Origin of the sequence: Mycobacterium seoulense (assembly GCF_010731595.1) — a bacterium.
Taxonomy (GTDB): domain Bacteria; phylum Actinomycetota; class Actinomycetes; order Mycobacteriales; family Mycobacteriaceae; genus Mycobacterium; species Mycobacterium seoulense.
The window spans coordinates 2,837,682-2,855,236 of record NZ_AP022582.1 but is presented as its reverse complement, the minus strand read 5'-3'; the positions used below and the strand labels follow the sequence as shown (position 1 = coordinate 2,855,236).

The 17,555-nt window shown below is 70.0% G+C and carries 9 protein-coding genes; 6 read left to right on the top strand and 3 right to left on the bottom strand.

The window, feature by feature from the left end; translation table 11 throughout:
* Window positions 1–62: 62 nt before the first annotated feature.
* Together G6N37_RS12970 and G6N37_RS12965 are read left to right on the top strand one after the other, a co-directional pair.
* Window positions 63–2,681 carry a bifunctional FO biosynthesis protein CofGH gene (locus G6N37_RS12970; protein WP_232074970.1) on the top strand — a complete coding sequence of 873 codons (2,619 nt, stop codon included), beginning with the start codon at window positions 63–65 and terminating at the stop codon, window positions 2,679–2,681.
* A gap of 30 nt (window positions 2,682–2,711) precedes the next feature.
* Window positions 2,712–3,476: a maleylpyruvate isomerase N-terminal domain-containing protein gene (locus G6N37_RS12965; RefSeq protein ID WP_163680874.1), complete on the top strand. Its 765-nt coding sequence runs from the start codon at window positions 2,712–2,714 to the stop codon at window positions 3,474–3,476.
* Between the two features lie 15 nt (window positions 3,477–3,491).
* Here the strand turns inward: G6N37_RS12965 and G6N37_RS12960 are convergent, their stop codons facing one another.
* Complete coding sequence (locus tag G6N37_RS12960) at window positions 3,492–3,827, bottom strand: hemophore-related protein (RefSeq protein ID WP_163684992.1); 336 nt, start codon at window positions 3,825–3,827, stop codon at window positions 3,492–3,494.
* Between the two features lie 376 nt (window positions 3,828–4,203).
* Between G6N37_RS12960 and fdxA the strand changes: the two genes are divergently transcribed.
* The 4 genes from fdxA (at window position 4,204) to pks2 (ending at window position 14,725) form a co-directional block, all read left to right on the top strand.
* Window positions 4,204–4,530 (top strand): ferredoxin, encoded by a 327-nt coding sequence (gene fdxA, locus G6N37_RS12955; RefSeq protein WP_068096492.1) that lies wholly within the window; start codon window positions 4,204–4,206, stop codon window positions 4,528–4,530.
* Window positions 4,531–4,568: 38 nt separating this feature from the next.
* The gene (gene dapC / locus G6N37_RS12950; RefSeq protein WP_163684990.1) at window positions 4,569–5,654 is read left to right on the top strand and encodes a succinyldiaminopimelate transaminase; all 1,086 of its coding nucleotides are present in this window, start codon (window positions 4,569–4,571) and stop codon (window positions 5,652–5,654) included.
* Between the two features lie 88 nt (window positions 5,655–5,742).
* Window positions 5,743–8,106: an APC family permease gene (locus G6N37_RS12945; RefSeq protein WP_163680871.1), complete on the top strand. Its 2,364-nt coding sequence runs from the start codon at window positions 5,743–5,745 to the stop codon at window positions 8,104–8,106.
* A 271-nt stretch (window positions 8,107–8,377) separates the two neighbouring features.
* Window positions 8,378–14,725 carry a sulfolipid-1 biosynthesis phthioceranic/hydroxyphthioceranic acid synthase gene (gene pks2 / locus G6N37_RS12940; RefSeq protein WP_163680868.1) on the top strand — a complete coding sequence of 2,116 codons (6,348 nt, stop codon included), beginning with the start codon at window positions 8,378–8,380 and terminating at the stop codon, window positions 14,723–14,725.
* Window positions 14,726–14,739: 14 nt separating this feature from the next.
* Here the strand turns inward: pks2 and G6N37_RS12935 are convergent, their stop codons facing one another.
* Together G6N37_RS12935 and G6N37_RS12930 are read right to left on the bottom strand one after the other, a co-directional pair.
* On the bottom strand, window positions 14,740–15,903 hold the full coding sequence (locus G6N37_RS12935; protein ID WP_163680865.1) for a PPE family protein: 1,164 nt from the start codon (window positions 15,901–15,903) through the stop codon (window positions 14,740–14,742).
* A 97-nt stretch (window positions 15,904–16,000) separates the two neighbouring features.
* Window positions 16,001–17,206: a PPE family protein gene (locus G6N37_RS12930; protein ID WP_163680862.1), complete on the bottom strand. Its 1,206-nt coding sequence runs from the start codon at window positions 17,204–17,206 to the stop codon at window positions 16,001–16,003.
* Window positions 17,207–17,555: the final 349 nt, after the last annotated feature.

Sequence of the window (17,555 nt, the reverse complement as noted above, 5' to 3'; positions counted from 1 at the left end):
ACCTGCCGCTACTGTTGACTGTTGCGCAGACGGGGCCCGCACGGGTCGGAAGAAAATTTCACATGTTGGGACACGCGGATGAAATTCGATCGTGGGGAAGTTACACGAAGGTGCCGCTGACTCCGGGCGAGGAGCCTACCGCTCTTCCTAATCCTGTGGTTTTGCCGAAGACCAGCGCCTCGGCGCTGCGGCGGGTGCTGCGCCGCGCCCGAGACGGCGTTGCGCTCAACGTCGATGAGGCCGCGGTCGCGATGACCGCGCGCGGCGAGGACCTCGTGGACCTGTGCGCCAGCGCCGCGCGGGTACGCGACGCGGGGTTGGTGTCGGCCGGCCGGCGTGGCCCCGGCGGCGGGTTGCCGATCAGCTACTCGCGCAAGGTGTTCATCCCGGTCACCCATTTGTGCCGCGACACCTGTCATTACTGCACCTTCGTCACCGTGCCGGGCAAGCTGCGCGCGCAGGGGTCGGGCATGTACCTCGAACCCGACGAGATCCTCGACATCGCCCGCCAAGGGGCGGAACTCGGTTGCAAGGAAGCACTTTTCACTCTCGGCGACCGGCCCGAGGATCGATGGCCGGAGGCCGGGCAGTGGCTCGGCGAACGGGGCTACGACTCCACGCTGTCCTACGTGCGGGCCATGGCCATCCGGGTGCTCGAAGAAACCGGGCTGCTGCCGCACCTGAACCCCGGTGTGATGAGTTGGTCGGAGATGGCCCGGCTGAAGCCGGTGGCGCCGTCGATGGGGATGATGCTCGAGACGACGTCGCGACGGCTGTTCGAGACGAAAGGCCTTGCGCACTACGGCAGCCCGGACAAAGACCCGGCGGTACGGCTGCGCGCGCTGACCGACGCGGGCCGGCTGTCCATCCCGTTCACGACCGGCCTGCTGGTCGGCATCGGCGAGACGCTGACCGAACGCGCGGAGACATTGCACGCGATCCGCAAGTCGCACAAGGAGTTCGGGCACGTCCAAGAGGTGATTGTGCAGAACTTCCGGGCCAAGGAACACACCGCGATGGCCGCCGTCCCCGACGCGGGGATCGACGACTACCTGGCGACGGTGGCGGTCGCGCGGTTGGTGCTGGGTCCCGGCATGCGCATCCAGGCGCCGCCCAACCTGGTCTCGGGCGACGAGTGCCTGGCGCTGGTCGGTGCCGGGGTCGACGACTGGGGCGGGGTGTCGCCGCTGACGCCCGATCACGTCAACCCGGAGCGGCCGTGGCCCGCCCTCGACGTCCTGGCCGAGATCACCGCGCGGGCCGGATACGAACTGGTTCAGCGCTTGACCGCCCAGCCCAAGTACGTGCAGGCGGGGGCCGCGTGGATCGACCCGCGGGTGCGCGGACACGTGCTGGCGCTGGCCGACCCGGAGACCGGCCTGGCCCGCGACGTCAACCCGGTGGGGCTGCCCTGGCAGGAGCCCGACGACGTCGCGTCGGCCGGGCGGATCGACCTCAACGCGGCGATCGACACCGAGGGCCGCGCCACCGAGGCCCGCAGCGATCTGGACAGCGCCTTCGGCGACTGGGAATCGATCCGCGCACACGTGCACGAGCTGACCGCGCGGGCCCCCGAGCGCATCGACACCGATGTGCTCGCCGCGCTGCGGGCCGCCGAGCGCGATCCCGCCGGCTGCACCGACAGCGAGTATCTGGCGCTGGCGACGGCCGACGGGCCGGCGCTGGAAGCCGTTGCCGCGCTGGCGAACTCGCTGCGCCGCGACGTGGTGGGTGACGACGTGACGTTCGTGGTGAACCGCAACATCAACTTCACCAACATCTGCTACACCGGGTGCCGATTCTGCGCGTTCGCGCAGCGCAAGGGCGACGCCGACGCGTACTCGCTGTCCACCGATGAGGTGGCCGACCGCGCCTGGGAGGCGCACGTCGAGGGCGCCACCGAGGTCTGCATGCAGGGCGGTATCGACCCGGAGCTGCCGGTCACCGGCTACGCCGACCTGGTCCGCGCGGTCAAGGCGCGGGTGCCGTCGATGCACGTGCATGCCTTCTCGCCGATGGAGATCGCCAACGGCGTGACCAAGAGCGGGCTCAGCGTTCGCGAGTGGCTGATCAGCCTGCGCGAGGCCGGGCTGGACACCATCCCGGGCACGGCCGCCGAGATCCTCGACGATGAGGTGCGCTGGGTGCTGACCAAGGGCAAGCTGCCAACGTCGGAATGGATCGACATCGTGACCACCGCGCACGAGGTGGGCCTGCGGTCGTCGTCGACGATGATGTACGGGCACGTCGACAGCCCGCGGCACTGGGTCGGCCACCTCAACGTGCTGCGCGGCATCCAGGACCGCACCGGCGGGTTCACCGAGTTCGTGCCGCTGCCGTTCGTGCACCAGAGCTCGCCGCTGTACCTGGCGGGCGCGGCCCGCCCCGGGCCCACCCATCGCGACAACCGTGCCGTGCACGCGTTGGCGCGAATCATGCTGCACGGCCGCATATCCCAGATCCAGACCAGCTGGGTCAAGTTGGGTGTCGAGCGCACACAGGTGATGCTCAACGGCGGGGCCAACGATCTGGGCGGCACGCTGATGGAGGAGACCATCTCGCGGATGGCCGGGTCGGAGCACGGGTCGGCCAAGACCGTCGAGGAGCTGACCGCGATCGCCGAGGGGATCGGGCGCCCGGCGCGCCAACGCACCACCACGTATGCCCCGCGGGCGGCTTAGCGGCTGGAGGCGGCGGGTATACCCGATGCCGTGAACCGACAGATCGACTCCGACCGGTTCCCGGAGTGGGGGCCGTTCGCGGACGCGGTACAGCGGCGACGGCCCGACGCGGGCACCTGGTGCGACGCCTGGACGGTGCGCGACATCGTCGTCCATCAGGCCGGAAACGCCGAGGAACTCGCCCGAGTGCTGGCCGCTCACCTGGACGGCCAAGCCGTCGCCACCCGGGGCTTCGAGGAGCGCGAGGGTCCGCTGCGCGCGCTGAACGACGCGGACCTGTGGGACGCGCTGCTCGAGCGGATGGCCACCCTCGGCCGCGTCGCGGCGGCGGCCGACGAGGTGCCCCAGGACACCGATGTCGCGTGGACGGGCCGCACCATGAAGGTGCCCTGGTTCGCCGAACACATGCGCGAAGAACTCGTGCTGCACGGTTGGGACATCACCGGGGACGACGCGGCGGCCCGGGCGCGGCTGGCCGAGCCGTGGATGACGACCCACAGCGTCGTCGCGGTCGGAAAGCCGCTGCTGGCCAAGGGAGCCAAGCAACTTCGACAGGGCGAGCGCATCGAGGCGCGGCTGCGGGCTCCCGATACCGACGACGTCGTTCTCAGCGCGGAAGCCGGCGGTACCACGATCGCACTCGCCGAGCCCGAAGGCCCCCCCACGCTGGAGACCGATCCGGCCGCCCGCGTCCTGCTGCTTTGGGGCCGCAAGCCCGCGGATCCGTCGCGCGTCTGCAGCCGCGTCGGACCGGAGACGCTAGGCCGCGTGCGCGGCCTGCTCAGCGGTTACTGAACGCGTGCGCGCGACTCAGAAGTTGTTGCAGGTCGACATGACCGCGTTGACGGTGCCGAAGTACTTCGCGGCACCCGGCATCGCCGCGGCCTGGTCGGCCATCTGCTGGCGCTTGGGCGGGGGAGAGGCCAGGAAGCTGCGCAGGAAGTTCTGCGCCATCGGCGACTGGTTGAACTGCGCGGCCGCCGCGGGGTCGTTCGCGTTCAGCGCGGCCATCACCTGGCCGTAGTTGCAGGTCGTGCTGATGGCCGGGCCCCAATCGGGGTCTGCGGACGCGATCCCGGCCGCGGCGGTCAACGCCACCGCCGCGCTGCCAACCGCAACGGTCAATTTGGTCAACGACAGCCTCACCATGTGTGGACACCTTTCCCCGAATTAATGCACCGCTATCACGGCGACGACATCTGCCCGGCGGCTGCCGTCTGGCGTCGAGGTTACCAGGCACCGCGAGCGTGCTTCCACCACAACGGCTATCGTCGAGGCTCGCTCGACTGCAACTTTGTGCAGGTCAGGCGTCCGTGGACGCCGTTCGCCGTCGGCGAAACGGACCCCGGTCGCGGCGCCCGAGACTGGCAGTCTTAAATCGTCAATTTAACGGGCGTGCCAAGTGGTTGACGTGTATGTGCAACGTCTAGTATCAGTAACCGAAAGCTTTGTCTGGAGCGGCCGGTGCACCGGGCGCGAGCCGAAGAGCAGCCCACCGAAGTAGTACATGGAGGAGACGTCTGTGACCTACACGATCGCCGAGCCCTGTGTCGATATCAAAGACAAGGCTTGTATCGAGGAGTGCCCGGTCGATTGCATCTACGAGGGCGCGCGGATGCTGTACATCCACCCCGACGAGTGCGTCGACTGCGGGGCCTGCGAGCCCGTCTGTCCCGTCGAAGCGATCTACTACGAAGACGACGTGCCCGAACAGTGGAGTCAGTACACGCAGATCAACGCGGACTTCTTCACCGAGTTGGGATCGCCGGGCGGTGCGGCCAAGGTCGGCATGACCGAGAACGACCCGCAGGCGGTCAAGGACCTGCCGCCCCAGGGTGAGGGCGACTGAGCGGGCCGGTGCTCCATGAGCCCGGGGTGAGGGCGCGGGTGTCGGCGTCCCTGCCGGAATTCCCCTGGGACACCCTGGCCGACGCGAAGGCGCGGGCGGGCGCCCATCCCGACGGGATCGTCGACCTATCGGTCGGCACCCCGGTCGACCCGGTCGCGCCCGTGATCTCCGAGGCGCTGGCCGCCGCCGGGTCGGCGTCCGGGTATCCGGCCACCGCCGGCACCCCGCGACTGCGCGAATCGGTGGTCGCCGCGCTGGCCCGCCGCTTCGGCATCAGCGGTCTCGCCGAGTCCGACGTGCTGCCGGTGATCGGCAGCAAGGAGCTCATCGCCTGGCTGCCGACGCTGCTGGGGCTGGGGCCGGCCGACATGATCGTCGTGCCCGAGCTGGCGTACCCGACCTACGACGTCGGGGCCCGGCTGGCCGGGGCGCCGGTGCTGCGCGCCGATTCGCTGACCCAGGTGGGCCCGCGAACCCCGGCGCTGGTCTACCTCAACTCCCCGAGCAACCCGACCGGGCGCGTGCTGGGCGTCGACCACCTGCGCAAAGTGGTCGGCTGGGCGCGCGACCGGGGCAGCGTCGTGGCATCCGACGAGTGCTATCTCGGCCTGGGCTGGGAGGCCCACCCGCTGTCGATCCTGCATCCGTCGGTCTGCGACGGCGACCATCGCGGCCTGCTCGCGATCCACTCGCTGTCGAAGAGCTCGTCGTTGGCCGGTTACCGGGCCGGCTTCGTCGCGGGGGACCGCGAGCTGGTGGCCGAGCTGCTGGCGGTGCGCAAACACGCCGGGATGATGGTGCCGACGCCGGTGCAGGCGGCCATGGTCGCCGCCCTGGACGACGACGGCCACGAGCTGGCGCAGCGGGAGCGGTACGAGCGGCGGCGGGCCGCGCTGCTGCCGGCGCTGCGCTCGGCCGGGTTCGCCGTCGACCATTCCGAAGCCGGCCTGTATCTGTGGGCCACCCGCGGCGAGCCCTGCGGGGACAGCGTCGCGTGGCTGGCCGAACGCGGCATCCTGGTGGCGCCCGGAGACTTCTACGGCCCGGGCGGCGCGCAGCACGTGCGCGTCGCGTTGACGGCCACCGACGAGCGGATCGCCGCCGCCGTGCAGCGACTCGCCTAGCCCGGCGACGATGCGCGCCGCCGAAGCGGCGGCGAACGTGCACAATGCATCGGAGGTGTTTCCCCCGCTCAGGTTAAGGACGGTGGTCGTGACGACTTCGGCCGGCAAGGTGCGCATCCCCCTTTCGGTTGGCGACGTCGTCAAGCGAGTGTTTCTGGGCAAGCCCCTGATCACCGAGGACATCGCTTCCGAAAAACTGTCGAATCCGGTTGCCCTGGGCGCGCTTTCGCCGGACGCGGTCTCATCCGTCGCGTACGGTCCGGAGCAGATCCTGATCGAACTGCTGCCGCACGCCGGGCTGGCCGCCTTCCTGCTGTTGCTTCCCATCACCGGTGTCATCCTGCTCATCCTGGTGCTGGTGGCCGCCTCGTACCGGCAGGTCGTCATGGCCTACACCCGGGCGGGCGGCTCCTACATCGTCGCGCGCGACAACTTCGGGCCCCGGGTGGCACAGATCGCCGCCGCGGCGCTGCTGATCGACTACGTGGTCACCGTTGCGGTGCAATCGGCGGCCGGGACGGTTGCGGTGGTCTCGGCGGTCCCCGCGCTGGGCCCCTACAGCCTCGAGCTCACGGTCGCTGTGGTGCTTGCCATCTGCTACGCGAACCTGCGCGGGTTGAAGGAGGCGGGCCTGCCGTTCGCGGTGGCGACCTACTCCTTCATCGCCATGGTCGGCCTGACCATCGTGGTGGGTGTGATCCGCGCGATCGCCGGGGACCTGCCGGTCTACGATCCCGCGCGCATGGCCGGAACCGTGCCGGTCCACCAGGGCAACGGGCTGGTGCTGGGCGCCACCGTTCTGGTGTTGCTGCGCGCGTTCGCCAACGGAGGTTCGTCGCTGACGGGGGTCGAGGCCATCTCCAACACGGTCGACTACTTCCGAAAGCCCCAGGGCCGCAACGCGCGCCGCGTGCTTACCGCCATGGCCACCATCCTCGGCCTGCTGCTGGCCGGCGTCGCCTACCTGGCGCACGTCACCCACGCCACGCCGTATCTCACCGAATACCCGTCGGTGCTGTCGCAGATCGGCCGCGCCGTCTTCGGCAACGGCGTGATCGGCGAAGTCTTCTACATCCTGGTTCAGGCTTCGACCGCCGCGATCCTGTTCACCGGCGCGAACACCAGTTTCAACGGATTCCCGGCGCTGGCCAGTTTCGTTGCCGAGGACCGCTTTCTGCCGCGTCAACTCACCAAACGCGGTCACCGGCTGGTCTTTTCGAACGGCATCATCACCCTGACGGCGCTGTCGGTGCTGTTGCTGGTGGTGACCGGCGGCTCGGTCAACGCGCTGGTTCCCTTCTATGCGATCGGCGTGTTCACCGGCTTCTCGATGGCCGGCTACGGAATGACCAAACACCATCTGACGCAACGCGAACCGGGATGGCGACGCCGCCTGGCGATCAATCTCTCCGCGGCGATCCTGTCGACGATCGTGGTGGGCATCTTCGCGGTGGCGAAATTCACCGAGGGCGCGTGGCTGGTGGTCGTCGTCTTCCCGCTGCTGGTGTTCATGCTGATGCGGCTCAACCGCGAATACCGCGCCGAGGCGGCCATTCTCGAGATGTTCCGCACCGACCGCCCGGAGTTGGTGAAGTACGCGCGGCACCGGGTGTTCATCCTCGTCGATTCCGTCGACCTGGCGGTGATCGAGGCGCTGCGCTACGGCAGGGGGCTACGGGCCGACGAGTTGACCGCGGTGCACTTCATGGTCGACCCCGCCCACGCCGCCCAACTGCGAAAGCGCTGGGACCACTTCGATCTCGACACCCCGCTGCGGGTGGTGGACTGCCCGGACCGGCGCGTCAGCCGGGCCGCTCAGTTACTGGTCGCCAAGGCGCGCGACGAACAACCGCACACCAATGTGACGGTGCTGCTGCCGCGCCGAACGTTCGCGCGGCTGCTGGGCCGGCTGCTGCACGACCGCACCGCCGACAAGATCGCCCGCGCGGTGAGCGTGGTCCCGGATGCGGCGGCGACGATCGTGCCCTACGACGTGGAATCGCGCATCAACGAGGCCTACCCCGACACCTTCGAACAGCGGATCGCACAGGAGATCGACAAGCTCGAAGCCTGGGTGTCCAAGGGCGAGGACGAGAAGGTGGACTCCTACGAGCACCCCGAGCGGCCGGCGTCGGTGATCCTGGTGGCCGGGCTGATCTCGGGGCAACGGGCCACCGTCGAAGGACGGGTCAACGAAGTCGAGGACGTCACCGAGCGCGGGCGGACCTTCCGGCAGGTCGTCGTCGGGGACAACAGCGGGGAAATGACGGTCACCTTCCGGCCCGGCCACGGGGGCGCCGACATTCAGCCCGGCCAGCTACTGCGCCTCACCGGCAAGGCCCGCCAGACCGGCAACCGGCCCATCTCGATGGTCGATCCGGTCTACCACGTGATCGAGGACCCCGCGAAGTCCGCCGACTCCGGCGAATCCGAAGAAACCAGCAAAACGTAATGCTCCGCCGACCAACGGCATAGCCGTGCGCGGGCAAATGTCGCCACGCCGGTGCCCTGCCGCCCAACGGATCCGGATTGTCGACGAATCGGGCTGGCGGGCATGGGATTTCGTTAGGTGCAGGCGCGGTCCGCCCTGCGCCCGAAATCGACGGGCCGAGCGCCCGGCTCAGCCGGAAACGGGATGAGGTGCGCGCCGGCGGAGTTCGGGTCGGTAAGCTGGCACCCGCACGACTGCGCAACGCCGTTGGGGGAGAACAGGGGACTGCACATTGCGTGCCGCAACCGCCGTACCCGTTGCCGTTATCGGTATGGCCTGCCGACTTCCCGGCGGAATCGATTCCCCCCAGCAGCTGTGGGAGGCATTGCTGCGCGGCGATGATCTGGTGGGCGAGATTCCCGCCGACCGGTGGGACGCGGACCTGTACTACGACCCCGAACCCGGCGTGCCCGGCCGCTCGGTGACGCGGTGGGGGGCCTTCCTGGACGACGTCGGCGGCTTCGACTGCGACTTCTTCGGCATGACCGAGCGCGAAGCCACCGCGATCGACCCGCAACACCGCCTGCTGCTGGAGACGTCGTGGGACGCCATCGAGCACGCCGGCCTCGATCCCGCGCGGTTGTCGCACTCGCAGACCGGCGTCTTCGTCGGACTGACGCACGGCGACTACGAACTGTTGTCGGCCGACTGCGGTGCCGCCGAGGGGCCGTACGGATTCACCGGCACCAGCAACAGCTTCGCGTCGGGACGCGTCGCGTACACGCTGGGACTGCACGGGCCTGCGGTCACCGTGGACACCGCCTGCTCGTCGGGCCTGATGGCCGTCCACCAGGCCTGCAGCAGCCTGAACAGCGGCGAAAGCGACTTCGCCCTGGCCGGCGGCGTCGTCGTGACGCTGGAGCCGCGGAAGTCCGTCTCGGGCTCGCTGCAGGGCATGTTGTCGCCGACCGGCCGCTGCCACGCCTTCGACGCGAACGCGGACGGGTTCGTGTCCGGCGAGGGCTGCGTCGTGCTGCTGCTCAAGCGGCTCGACGACGCGCAACGCGACTCCGATCGCATCCTGGCGGTGGTCCGCGGCACCGCCGCCAACCAGGACGGACGCACCGTGAACATCGCGGCGCCGTCGGAAACCGCCCAGGTGGCCGTCTACCGAAAGGCCCTGGACACCGCCGGTGTCGACGCCACGACGGTCGGCTTCGTCGAGGCGCACGGGACCGGAACCCCGGTCGGGGATCCGATCGAATACTCGAGCCTGGCGGCCGTGTACGGCACCGAGGGGCCCTGCGCGCTGGGCTCGGTGAAGACGAACTTCGGCCACCTGCAGTCGACCTCCGGGCCGTTGGGCCTGATGAAGGCGATCCTCGCGCTGCAGCACGGCACGGTGCCGCGCAACCTGCACTTCACCCGCCTGCCCGACGAGATGGCCCTGGTCAAGACCGAACTGTTCGTGCCGCAGGCCAACACGCCCTGGCCCACCGACGGCCGTCACCCGCGGCGCGCCGCGGTGTCGTCCTACGGGATGTCGGGCACCAACGTGCACGCCGTCCTGGAACAAGCACCAGGGCACGCCCCTGCGCCGACCCCCGAACGCCCGGCGGCCGCGCCGACCGTCGACGGGCCGTTGCTGTTTCCGGTGTCGGCCACGTCCGCGGAGCAGTTGCGCGCCACGGCCGCCCGCCTCGCGGCCTGGGTGGACGAACACGCGGCCGGCGCCGGCACGGCGGGGCTGCGGGACCTCGGCTACACCCTGGCGCGCCGCCGCGCGCACCGGCCGGTGCGCGCCGTGGTCTCGGCGAGCGACATCGGCGAGCTGAGCGCGGCCCTGCGTGACGTCGCCGGCAGCGACATCCCCTACGAGCCCGCCGTCGGGCAGGACGACCTCGGGCCGGTGTGGGTGTTCTCGGGGCAGGGGTCACAGTGGCCGGCGATGGGCGCCGCACTGCTGGCCACCGAGCCGGTGTTCGCCGCCACGATCGCCGAGCTGGAGCCGTTGATCGCCGCGGAGTCGGGATTCTCGGTCACCGCGGCCATGTCGGCGCCGGAGGTGGTGACCGGAATCGACCGGGTGCAGCCGACGATCTTCGCCATGCAGGTCGCGCTGGCCGAGGCGATGAAGTCCTACGGGGTGCGTCCCGGCGCCGTCATCGGGCATTCGCTCGGTGAATCGGCGGCGGCGGTCGTGGCGGGCGGGCTTTCGCTGCGCGACGGGGTGCGCGTCATCTGTCGCCGCTCGAAACTGATGGCGCGGATCGCGGGCAGCGGCGCCATGGCGTCGGTCGAGCTGCCGGGGCAACAGGTGTTGTCGGAGCTGTCCATTCGCGGGATCTCCGACGTCGTCCTCTCCGTGGTGGCGTCGCCGACGTCGACGGTCGTCGGCGGCGACGCGCAGGCGATCCGCGACCTGGTCGCGGCCTGGGCAGAGCAGGACGTGATGGCGCGCGAGGTGGCGGTGGACGTGGCCTCGCACTCGCCGCAGGTGGAGCCGATCCTCGACGAACTCCTCGAGGCGCTCGCCGATCTCGAGCCCGGAGAGCCGGGCGTTCCCTACTACTCGGCGACGCTGTGGAACCCCCGCGAGCGGCCGTCGTTCACCGCCGACTACTGGGCCGAAAACCTGCGCTACACGGTGCGATTCGCCGCGGCGGTGCAGGCCGCGCTCAAGGACGGCTACCGCGTCTTCGGGGAACTGGCGCCCCATCCGCTGCTCACCCACGCCGTCGAGCAGAACGCCGGCAGCCTCGACATGCCCATCGCGGCGCTGGCCGCCATGCGCCGGGAGCAGGAGCTGCCGGTCGGCTTGCGGGGCTTCGTCGCCGACGTGCACAGCGCCGGTGCGGCGGTGGATTTCTCGGTGCAGTACCCGACCGGACGCCTGGTGGACGCCCCGCTCCCGACGTGGACCCACCGCAGGCTGATGCTCAGCCGGGAGTCGACCGAGCAGGCGCACGGCGCCTCGGTCCAGGCCGTCCATCCGCTGCTCGGCGCCCATGTGCACCTGCACGAGGAACCCGAGCGCCACGTCTGGCAGGGCGACGTCGGCACCGAGGCGCACCCATGGCTCGGAGACCACCGGATCCACCACGTGCCCGCGCTGCCCGGCGCCGCGTACTGCGAGCTGGCGCTGGCCGCCGCGCGCGCGGCCCTCGGCGAGCGGTCCGAGGTTCGCGACATCACGTTCGAGCGGACGCTGCTGCTGGACGACCGGACGCAGGCGTCGTCGGCGGCGACGGTCGTCGCGCCCGGCGTGCTCGAGTTCACCGTGGACACCCACGACGAGGGCGAACGCGTTCGCCGGGCGGGTGCGGTCCTGCATGGCCTCGAGGCACCGGACGGGGCCGGGCTTCCGCAGCCGCCCGCCCACGACATGGCCACCCTGATCGCCAACCACCCATCCGCCATGGACGGCGCCGAATTGCGAAAGGCCTTCGACACCATCGGGATTCAGTACGGTCCGGCGTTCTCGGGTCTGGCCGCGGCACGCGTCGGCGACGGGGACGCCGGCACGGTGCTCGCCGAGGTTGCGCTTCCCGGAGCGATCCGCTCGCAGCAGTCGGGCTACGACATTCACCCCGCCCTGCTGGACGCGTGCTTCCAGTCGGTGGTCGTCCATCCCGAGGTGCAGCAGGCGGGCGCGGGCGGCCTGCTGTTGCCGGTCGGCGTGCGCAGGTTGCGCAGCTATGCCTCGACGCGCAACGCGCAATACTGCCTGGCCCGGGTGACGTCGTCGCGGCCCGGCGAGTGCGAAGCGGACCTCGACGTGCTGGACCAGGCCGGAACCGTGCTGCTGACCGTCGAGGGACTGCGGCTGGCGGGCGGGGCCACCGAACACGAGCGGGCGGACCGGCTGCTCAACGAGCGGTTGCTCACCATCGAATGGGAGCCGCGGCAACTCCCGGATCCGTCCGGGGGCGAGCCGGGATCGTGGCTGTTGCTCAGCGCGTGCGACGTGACGGATCCGCTGACGGTTCAGCTGGGCGAGGCGTTCAATTCCGATGGCTCCCAATGCACCACGGTGTCCCTGCCGCTCGGCTCGGTGGAGTCCGCCGGGCTGCGCGCGCTGCTGTCCGGCGGCGGCCTGACCCCATCGAACGGGCACGGGCCGCTCAAGGGCCTCACCGGTGTCGTCGTGGTGACCGCGCCGCCGGCCGGCGGCGCCGGCGAGACCCGCCGCGGCCGGGACTACGTCTCGCACCTGGTGGCCATCGCGCGTGAGCTCTCCGAGCTGCCCGGCGAGTCGCCCCGGCTTTTCGTGCTGACCCGCAACGCCGCGAACGTGGCCGCCGGGGATGTGGTCAACCTCGAGCAGACGGGGCTGCGCGGGCTGCTGCGGGTGATCGATTCCGAGCATCCGCATCTGAGCGCCACCCAGATCGACGTCGACGCGGCGACCGAGCCCAAACAGGTTGCGCTGCAGTGCAAGAGCGGCTCGGAAGAGGACGAGACCGCCTGGCGCGACGGTCAGTGGTACACCGCGCGGCTGCGGCCCGGTCCGCTGCGGCCGGACGAACGGCGGACCGCGGTCGTCGATCACGAGCGCGACGGCGTGCGCCTGCAGATCCGCACCCCGGGTGACCTGGAATCGCTGGAGTTCGTCGCGTTCGACCGCGTCCCGCCCGGCCCGGGGGAGATCGAGGTCGCGGTGGCCGCATCCACCATCAACTTCGCCGACGTGCTGGTCGCCTTCGGTCGCTATCCCACCTTCGAGGGCTACCAACAGCAGCTGGGCGGCGACTTCGCCGGCGTGGTGACCGCCGTCGGGCCGGGCGTCACCGAGCACAAGGTCGGTGACCGGGTCGGCGGCCTGTCCCGCAACGGATGCTGGGGCACCTTCGTCGTCGCCGACGCCCGGCACGCGGTCGCCCTGCCGCCCGGCATGCCGCTCGAGGACGCCGCCGCGGTGCCCACCGCCTCGGCGACCGCCTGGTACGGCCTGCACGAGCTGGCCCGCATCGCGGCGACCGACAAGGTGCTCATCCACTCCGGCACCGGCGGTGTCGGACAGGCGGCCATCGCGATCGCCCGGGCCGCGGGTTGCGAGATCTACGCGACCGCGGGCAGCCCGCAGCGCCGGCAATTGCTGAGCGACATGGGGATCGAGCACGTCTACGACTCGCGCAGCACCACCTTCGCCGACGAAATCCGCCGGGACACCGGCGGATACGGCGTCGACGTGGTGCTCAACTCGCTGCCCGGCGCCGCGCAGCGCGCCGGGATCGACCTGCTGGCCTTCGGCGGGCGGTTCGTCGAGTTGGGCAAGCGCGACATCTACCGCGACAGCCACCTCGGGCTGTTCCCGTTCCGCCGCAACCTGTCCCTGTTCGCCGTCGACCTGGCGTTGCTGACCTTCAGCCACCCCGAGACGGTGTGTCGCCTGTTGACGACCGTGTACCAACGCACCGCCGACGGCGAACTGCCGCTGCCGCGTACGACGCACTATCCGATTCACGACGCGGCCGCCGCGGTCCGCCTGGTCGCGACCGCCGGGCACACGGGCAAGGTGGTGCTCGACGTGCCGCGCGCGGGACGCAGCGTGGCCGCGGTCCCCCCGGAGCGGGTGCGGCCGTTCCGCGCCGACGGCGCCTACATCGTCACCGGAGGTATCGGCGGCCTGGGCCTGTTCCTGGCCGGCGAGATGGCGTCTCGGGGGGCCGGGCGAATCGTGCTCAATTCCCGCTCGGCGCCCAACGAGCAAGCGCACCAAGCCATCGAGCACCTCCGCGCCGGTGGGGCCGACATCGCGGTGGAGTGTGGCGATATCGCCGAGCCGGGCACGGCCGAGCGGCTGGTCGCATGCGCCGGTGCGACGGGACTGCCGGTACGCGGGGTGCTGCACGCGGCGGCGGTCGTGGAGGACGCCACGCTGACCAACGTCACCGACGAACTGATCGACCGGTGCTGGGCGCCGAAGGTTTACGGCGCCTGGCACCTGCATCACGCCTTGCAAGAGGGAAAGACCGGCCGGCCGCTGGACTGGTTCTGCGCGTTCTCGTCGGCGGCCGCCCTGGTCGGCTCCCCGGGGCAGGGCGCGTACGCCGCGGCCAACAGCTGGCTGGACGCGTTCGCGCACTGGCGACGCGCCCAGGGGTTACCGGGCACTGCGATCGCCTGGGGCGCCTGGTCCGAGGTCGGCCGCGCGACGGCCCTGGCGCAAGACGCCGGCATCGCGATCACGCCGGCGGAGGGTTACCACGCGTTCGAGTCCCTGCTGCGCTACGACCGCCCCTACGCCGGCTACGCGCCGATCATGGGCACCCCGTGGCTGACCTCCTTCGCGCAACGCAGCCGCTTCGCCGAGGCGTTCCGGTCGATGGGTCAGGGCAGGCCGGACACGGGCAAATTCCTGGCCGAGCTCAGGGACCTGCCCCGCGATGAATGGCCCACCGCGATCCGTCGACTCGTGTCCGGCCAGATCAGCCTATTGCTGCGGCGCACAATCGATCCCGATCGTCCGTTGTCCGACTATGGACTGGACTCGCTCGGCAACCTCGAACTGCGAACCCGCATCGAAACCGAAACGGGCGTGCGCATCAGCCCCACCAAGATCACCACGGTGCGCGGTTTGGCGGAGCATTTGTGCGAGGAGTTGGCCGCTTCGGAAACCGCACCGTCGGCGTCCTGACCGCGGCACGGACGCTATCCGCCGAACATTGGACGGGACATCGTGAAGGCCCGCCGCCCGTTGCGCAGGACGGGCACACCGGTGGATCCGTGTCCTGCCCGCGCAGGCGGTATTCCGCCCAAAGCGCTCGCGGGTGAGTGAGCCTCGGCCGCTGGTGGCGCCCGAAAAGCAGGTTCCCGCAACGGCCCCGGGCTGCCGACTGGGTTGGTCGTCACCCAGTTCTGAGGGACCGACAGTTTGCCGACCGGTACCGACTTGCCCATGTCGGCAACCACCGGACCGCGCAGGCCCGTCGAGCCTGCCGTCTCGACGCCGACGGTGGTGGCCCGAGGAACGGGAGAGTCGGACTGGATGTCGGAGCGGTAGAGTCCGGTGCCGCCGCTCGTTGCCGAGGTTTCTGTACGGCTGAAGGCCGCGCCCAGATTCGCCGGTCCCGTAAGGGTATTGAAGTTACTGAATGCAGTGAGTACCGACGACTCCGCCGAGTTGGAGGCCGACGAGGTAGACGGGCCCGCGGTACCCCCTGCCGAGGGGGTTGGCAGCTGTGGTGAAACGGTTGGCGCCAGCGCTGACACCGTGGTCTGAGCATGGCCGGCGGTTGAGGTGCCCGTGGCTTGGGCCACCGCGGCGGCCTGGTCGGATTGCCCGGCGGCGTTCGTAGTATGCGGTGGCGGAGTGAATGGCGCCAGCGCGGTTGCGGCCGAAGAGGATGCGGCGTAACCGTACATGGTAGCGGCGTCCTGCGCCCACATCTCGGCGTATTCAATCTCGGTGGCCGCAATCGCCGGTGTGTTCTGGCCGAAGAAGTTGGTGGCGACCAAAACCGCCAGCTGCGTGCGATTCGCGGCGACCACGGGCGGAGGCACCGTGGCGGCGAACGCCGCCTCATAGGCGGCCGCGGCCGCCCTGGCCTGGGCTGCGGACTGCTCAGCCAGCGTCATGGTCGCCGAAGCCCACGCCACATACGGTGCGGCCGCGCCGGCCATCGCCATCGCCGCTCCGCCTGCCCAGCACCGGCCCAGGTCGGCGATCACCGAGGAGTATCCGACCACGTACAACTCGAGTTGTGCGGCCAGGCCGTCCCACGCCGATGCGGCCGCCAGCATCGGTCCCGATCCCGGCCCGAAATACATTCTGGCCGAGTTGATCTCGGGCGGTAAAGCCCCGAAATCAAGCATCGGCGTTCCTTCCTTGACCCTACGTCAACTGTGGCGCGTGTCGCGCGCAACAGATGGTCGCGGCGGTTCTCTCCGCGGTGACGGGCGCGATTACCGGTTATCCGCCCACCGAGGGGCGCGGCATCTTGAATTGGCGTGGCGTTACCCGCAATACGTTGTTGACCGAGGGCCGCGACAACAGCCCTGAGGACGACGATCCCGTGCTCGTTGCCGGCACCCCGTTGAACATGTCGGTTGCTGGGCCTTCGTGCCAGCTCGGCCCACCGTCGAGCTCGGTGTCTGAGAGCCAGTGCGGATCGGCGACCGCGACGGCCGCCGGATTCGTGGTCGCCCAAGGCTGCGGGACGGACAATCCCCCCAGCGCCGTCGCATTGCCCGTAGTCGCAAGCACCGGACCGCGTAAGCCTGCTGAACCTAACGTCGCAGCCTCGCCGCTGACTGCTGGGATAGCCGCCTTAGCGGCATCTTTGCCCGCCTGGATGGAAGACCGGAAAATCCCCGTGTAGCCGCTCATCGCCGACGTGCCGGTACGACTGAAGTTGGAGGCCAAACCCGCCGGGCCGGTGAGCGTATTGAAATCACTGAACCCGGTCAATACCGACGACCCCGCTGAGGCCGAGCTTGCGGAGGAACCCGACGCCCCTCCTGAGGCAAGGGTTTGCAACTGTTGTGGCACAGCCGATGTCAGCCGCGACAGGGTGCTCTGGGAGTTCGCGGTGGCTGGAGCGCCTGTGGCTTGGCCGACTGCCGCCGCCTGAGCGGATTGTCCGCCGGCGTTGGTGGTCTGCGGCGGTTGGTTGAACTGTTGCATCCTGGTAGCGGCCGACGAGGACCCGGCGTAGCTGTACATCGCAGCGGCATCTTGGGCCCACATCTCTTCGTATTCGGCCTCGGCCGCCCCGATCATCGCGGTGTTCTGCCCGAAGACGTTGGTCGCCACCAGCCCCTGCAGCTGGGCGCGGTTGGCCGTCACGAGTGCCGGCGGAACGGTGGCGGCAAAGGCGGTCTCGTAGGCCGCCGCGGCGGCGCGCGCCTGACTCGCCGCCTGTTCCGCGCAAACGCCCGCGTTGATCACCCAGGCCACGTAGGGTGCGGCGGCGCCGGCCATCGCGGATGACGCGCTGCCGGACCAACTTTCGCCTCGCAGCTGCGAAACCACCGAGGCGTAATCGCGCGACGCCGACTCCAACCCATTGGCCAAGACGTCCCACGCCGCGGCAGCCGTCAGCATCGGCCCCGCGCCGGCACCGGAATACATTCGTCCCGAATTGATTTCCGGCGGCAGCGCCCCGAAATCAAGCATGTCTTCCCCCTTATGGCTATAGGCCGCGCGCGAAGCTGGCGCGGCATGCCGGTCGGGCGAACCGGCTCAGACCACCGCCGTTCTCTTGGCAACGTTGGGTCGCCGTGTGCTACCTGTCATGGGCAGCGGCGGAGGAGGTCAAAGTGGCGGCCACGCGCCTCGGTATGGACGAAAAACAAATGGCATTTTTCCTCCGTGTCGCGGGCCGCCCCACGAAAGGACAACCACGAACCCAATCTCTTTTAAAGGGACCGTTGGCCGTCGGCGATGACGTGCAATGGTGGCGGGCCCCGCCGCCATCGCGCATTGCCACTTGCGGTAATGCCACATCGGCAGCGCAGTTATCTAC